At 70.7% G+C, this 4,648-nt stretch carries 7 protein-coding genes and 1 pseudogene; 4 read left to right on the top strand and 4 right to left on the bottom strand.

Going from position 1 to position 4,648, the window contains the following annotated elements; translation table 11 throughout:
* A partial coding sequence (gene larC / locus NHG85_RS07915; RefSeq protein WP_253331350.1) for a nickel pincer cofactor biosynthesis protein LarC occupies nucleotides 1-597 on the bottom strand: 597 nt, incomplete at its 3' end.
* A gap of 165 nt (nucleotides 598-762) precedes the next feature.
* Nucleotides 763-918, bottom strand: coding sequence for a hypothetical protein (locus NHG85_RS07920; RefSeq protein WP_253331352.1), 156 nt, complete (start codon nucleotides 916-918; stop codon nucleotides 763-765).
* Between the two features lie 65 nt (nucleotides 919-983).
* Here NHG85_RS07920 and NHG85_RS07925 point away from each other — a divergent pair.
* From NHG85_RS07925 to NHG85_RS07935, 4 genes and pseudogenes are all read left to right on the top strand, one after another.
* A pseudogene (locus NHG85_RS07925) lies at nucleotides 984-1,338 on the top strand (tripartite tricarboxylate transporter permease); the annotation flags it as partial.
* A 67-nt stretch (nucleotides 1,339-1,405) separates the two neighbouring features.
* Entirely contained in the window at nucleotides 1,406-1,750 is a 345-nt protein-coding gene (locus NHG85_RS07930) for a tripartite tricarboxylate transporter permease (RefSeq protein ID WP_253331355.1), read from the top strand.
* An 80-nt stretch (nucleotides 1,751-1,830) separates the two neighbouring features.
* A complete protein-coding gene (locus NHG85_RS19690) occupies nucleotides 1,831-1,962 on the top strand; it encodes a hypothetical protein (RefSeq protein ID WP_256500233.1) in 132 nt (43 codons plus the stop codon).
* 47 nt (nucleotides 1,963-2,009) lie between these two features.
* Nucleotides 2,010-3,299 carry a nickel pincer cofactor-dependent isomerase, group 22 gene (locus NHG85_RS07935; RefSeq protein ID WP_253331357.1) on the top strand — a complete coding sequence of 430 codons (1,290 nt, stop codon included), beginning with the start codon at nucleotides 2,010-2,012 and terminating at the stop codon, nucleotides 3,297-3,299.
* A 25-nt stretch (nucleotides 3,300-3,324) separates the two neighbouring features.
* Here NHG85_RS07935 and NHG85_RS07940 read toward each other — a convergent pair whose 3' ends face one another.
* Entirely contained in the window at nucleotides 3,325-4,098 is a 774-nt protein-coding gene (locus tag NHG85_RS07940; RefSeq protein ID WP_253331359.1) for a LamB/YcsF family protein, read from the bottom strand.
* On the bottom strand, nucleotides 4,095-4,648 hold a 554-nt coding region (locus NHG85_RS07945), incomplete at its 5' end, for a 5-oxoprolinase subunit C family protein (RefSeq protein ID WP_502213720.1). The genes NHG85_RS07945 and NHG85_RS07940, both read right to left, overlap by 4 nt.

Below are 4,648 nucleotides of genomic sequence, written 5' to 3' on the forward strand. Positions count from 1 at the left end.
GGCCGCGCCGGTCGGGGTGACCCGCTCGCCCGCCACGCCGTCATCGACAAAGCGGAACCCGGTGAGAAGATGGGCGGTGGCCGGGACCGGCACCGGGATCAGGCCGTGCTGTGTGCGCACGCGGCCCCCACCGAGCGGCAGCTCCGAGCACGACCAGCTCGCCGCGCCGGCGCTGTCGATCAGCGAGGCGGCGGCGATGATGTCGGCGATGGAATCCCAATCCGCGATCTCGTGGAAATGCACGCGCTCCACCGCGATGCCGTGGCAGGCGGCTTCGGCCTCGGCCAGCCCGGTGAAGATGGCGATGGCGGCCTGTTTGACCGGGGCGCGCAGGGCGGTGGCTTCGATCATCCGCCGGATGTCGGACCAGTGATGCGTCGGCGGGGCCTCTGCCGCGATGTCGAAGCTGAGCTGTGTCGCCGCGAAGCCCGATTTGCGGATCTCGGCGATGTCGAGCGCCACATGCTCGTCGAGACCGGCGTCGTGCAGATCGGCGCGCAGGCGCTCGGCGGCCTCGGGCAGGGCCGAGAGCATGGCGGCGGCGAACATGTCGCCCGACAGCCCGCCGAGCGCGTCGATGTGCATGTGGCGGCTCATGCGCGGACCTCGTGCAGGGCCCGCGGCACCCGGCCCGCGATCGGACCTGACGATCGGTGCAGTCTCATCCCGTGTCCTCCCCGGCGTAATGGCCCGGCGTAATGGCTAGCCCCCGTGTACCCCGCCGCCAAGGGGCATTCGGCGCCGCCCGGCGGCGCCGCCCCTCTAGCCGTCCGTCGTCGCGGTTGCGGCGGGCACGAGGAAATCGAAATCGCAGCCCTTGTCGGCCTCGGTGACCGTTTCGAGAAAGAGCTTGCGATAGCCGCGATCCGAGCCCGGATGCGCGGGCGGCACCAGCCCCTCGCGCCGCTCGGCCAGCACCTCCTCGGCGACATGCAGCGTGATCGCCCGGCCTCGCGCTGCTGGCCTCGCTCTATCTCTCGGCGATGTACGGCGGCTCGATCGCCGCCATCCTGCGGCGCGCGCCCGGCACCCCCGCCGCCGCCGCCACCGTGGTCGACGGCTATCCGATGGCCCGGGCGGGCCATGCGGGCAGGGCCCTTGGCTATTCGCTCTCGGCCTCGCTGGTCGGCGGGCTCGTCTCCGCGGTGGTGCTGCTCACGGTGGCGCCGATGCTGGGGCGTCTTGTGCTCAACTTCGGCCCGGTGGAGATCTTTGCCATCGCGGTGCTGGGCATCACCATCATCGCTCTCGCAGGGCTCGACCGTGCTGGGGCTGATGTCGGGCGCGCTCGGCCTGCTGATCGGCATGATCGGCATGGACCCGACGACCGGCACGCCGCGCTTCACCTTCGGCAATCTCAACCTGTTCGGCGGGGTCGAATTCACCGTCGCCCTGATCGATCGTGGTGCTGTCGGTGATCGGGGCCTATGCACTCAACAACTCGCTCTTCGACATCTGGCTGATGCTCGGCTTCGGCCTGTTCGGCTTCGCGCTCGACGCCTGCAAGATACCGACGCCGCCGTTGGTCATCGGGCTGATCCTCGGCCCGATCCTCGACGCCAGCCTCGAACAGAGCCTGCTGATCGGCCAGGGCGACTCGATGATCTTCCTGCACAGCCCGATCTCGGCGGTGCTTCTGGGCATCGCGCTCTTGTCGATCCTGCAGGCCACGCCGGTCTTCGGCGGCGTCGCGGGGCTGTGTCGCAAGCTGCGTCGCGGCACGCGCGACGCCGCCGCGCGAAAGACGTGACGATGGCTTTTGAAGCGGGGCAGGCGGGCTGCTACAGCTTGGCGACCAGACCGGCGTCAACATCGCGAGAGGCGGACAAGGTGAGCATTCCCGATCGATCCCATGGCCACAGCGCCGACGGCGACCGCGCGCGGCTCGTCGCGGCCTGCCGCGATCATCTCTCCCCGGCCAAGGACCGCTATATCGCGCTCTGGCAGGCACGTTTCCAATAGGACCGACCGCCCCGCGCCGGGGCGGGCCCAGCACAGCGAGGCTTTACATGAACATCATCGACGAGCTGGTCGCGACGGTCGCCCTGCCGCGCATGCTGCCGGTGCGGCAGCTCTTTGCCGATGAGCGGATCGGTGATGTCGCCGCCGTGGTCCGCGGCGAGATCGCGCGGCCCGAGATTGCCGCGCGCCTGCGTCCGGGCATGAGCGTCGCGGTCGGTGTCGGCAGCCGGGGGGTGGCCGAGCTGCCGAGGCTGGTCCGCGCGACGATCGCGGCGCTCGAAGCCCATGGCGCGCGGCCGTTCATCGTGCCGGCCATGGGCAGCCATGGCGGCGCGACGGCCGAAGGGCAGACCGCGCTTCTGGCAAAGCTCGGCGTGACGGAAGAAAGCGCCGGCTGCCCGATCCGCTCGTCGATGGAGACGGTCGAGATGGGCCGCCTGCCGGGCGGCCTGCCGATCTACATGGACAGCGCGGCGATGGCCGCCGACGGCATCGTGGTCATCAACCGCATCAAGCCGCACACCAGCTTCAGCGGCACGATCGAAAGCGGGCTCGCCAAGATGATCACCATCGGCCTCGGCAAGCAGCGGGGCGCGGAGAGCTGCCATGCCTACGGCTTCGGCACCATGGCCGAGCACGTGATCGAGATGGCGCGCTTCAAGCTGGCGCATGCGCCGGTGCTGTTCGGGCTGGCCACGGTCGAGAACGCCTATGACAAGCCGGCCCTGATCGAGGCCGTGCCGGGCGAGCGCATCCTCGAGCGTGAGCCCGAGCTTCTGGCCATGGCCCGCGCCAACATGCCCCGCATCCGGTTTCGCCCGCTCGACGTGCTGGTGATCGACAGGATGGGCAAGGAATTCTCCGGCACCGGCATGGACCCCAACATCACCGGCCGCGCGACCACCCCCTATGTGCGGACGAGCCAGGAGGTCGGAAAGATGGCGGTGCTCGACCTGAGCGACAACGGCGGCGGCAACGCGACCGGCATCGGGCTGGCCGATGTCTGCACGCGGCGCCTGTTCGACAGGATCGACTTCCCCTCCACCTACGCCAACTGCATCACCTCGACGGTGCTCGCCGGGGCGCGCATCCCGATGATCCTCGACAACGACAGGGACGCGATCCGCGTCGCGATCAAGACCTGCAACGCCCAGGGGCCGGGCGGGCTGCGCATGGTGCGCCTCGCCAACACGCTGCATCTCGAGGAGATCCTGATCTCCGAGGCGCTACTGCCCGAGGCCATGGCCGATCCGGGCATCGAGGTGCTCGGCGATCCCCGGCCGATGGCGTTCGACGCGGCTGGGAACCTGGCGCGGCCCGTGTCTAGCCACGGCTAGGGAGAGCCGATCGCGCCGCCTGCCGTCACGCGCCGCGCAGGGCGGCGGGAAGGTCGACCGGCTCGTGCCCCCAGTTTGCGAGCGCCTCGCGCAGCGCCGAGGCCGTGCCAAGCGCCTCCGGCCCGTCGCCATGCACGCAGATCGAATGGAACGGCGTTGGCAGCACCTCGCCCGTGCGGGTGACGATGCCGCCCGCCTTGATCATGCGCCTGACATGTGCGAGCGCCTCGTCCGAGCCATGCAGCACCGATCCGCGGCGGCTGCGCGGCGTCAGGCTGCCATCGGGCTCGTAGGTCCGGTCGGCGAAGATCTCGAGCGCGACGGTCAGCCCCGCCGCCTCCCCCGCCGCCGCCAGTTCCGACAGCGCCGGGGCGAGCAGGATGAGACCGGGGTCGGTTTCGGCCACGGCGCGGGCGATGGTGTCGGCCATGGCGCGGTCGGCGCAGGCCTGATTGTTCATCGCGCCATGCGGTTTGACATGGGTGATGGGATGCCCCAGCGCGCGGGCCATGCCCGCCACCGCCGAGACCTGGTAGATCACCGACATGCGCAGTTCCTCTGGCGCGAGCGCGATCGCCCGGCGGCCAAAGCCCTGCAGGTCGGCATGGCCCGGATGCGCGCCGATGCTGGCGCCGGTTTCCCTGGCCCGCAGGATGGCGCGCGAGATCACCACCGGATCGCCGCCATGAAAGCCGCAGGCGATGTTGGCGGCACCGACGACACCGAGCAGCCCGGCGTCGTTGCCGATGCTGTAGGCGCCGAAGCTTTCGCCGAGATCGGCGTTGAGGTTGATCTTCACGGGTGCTCCTTCGGCTCCGGATGGTGCGGGAAATGATCGGGGCAGAGCGCGTCGACCGCGCCGCTCACGAGATTGGCGCTCCAGAGAGCGCGGCGATCGATCCGGCCCGCACCGGCGGCGACGATGTCTTGGGCCATGCGGTCGAGCGCCGCGCGCCGGGCGCGCGCCGCCTCCTCGGCTTCCTCGACGGTGACGGCCTGAAAGCGCAGCAGGTCGCCCGGCGCGAGGCGCGCGAGCCGCGACAGGTCCGCGCCGATCACGGTGGCGATCTTGGGATAGCCGCCCGTGGTCTGGGCATCGGCCAGAAGCACGATGGGCTGGCCGCTGCCCGGCACCTGGATTGCGCCGGGGGCGATGCCGTCCGAGATGATGTCGGCGCCGCGCTCGGAATGGGCAAGCACGGGGCCTTCGAGCCGCATTCCCATGCGGTCGGTTTCGGCCCCGACGCGGTAGTCGCTGTCGAAAAAGCGCGCCATCGCCTCGGGCGTGAACCATTCGGCCTGCGGGCCGGGCACGGCGCGGATCGGGCCGGTCTCGGGCGCGGGCGGCG

The organism is Limimaricola litoreus (assembly GCF_024159025.1).
Taxonomy (GTDB): Bacteria; Pseudomonadota; Alphaproteobacteria; order Rhodobacterales; family Rhodobacteraceae; genus Limimaricola; species Limimaricola litoreus.

What these genes read in the sequence shown, in the direction of transcription:
- NHG85_RS07935 (WP_253331357.1), top strand. Translation starts at nt 2,010, where the DNA reads ATGAACATCATCGACGAGCTGGTCGCGACGGTCGCCCTGCCGCGCATG.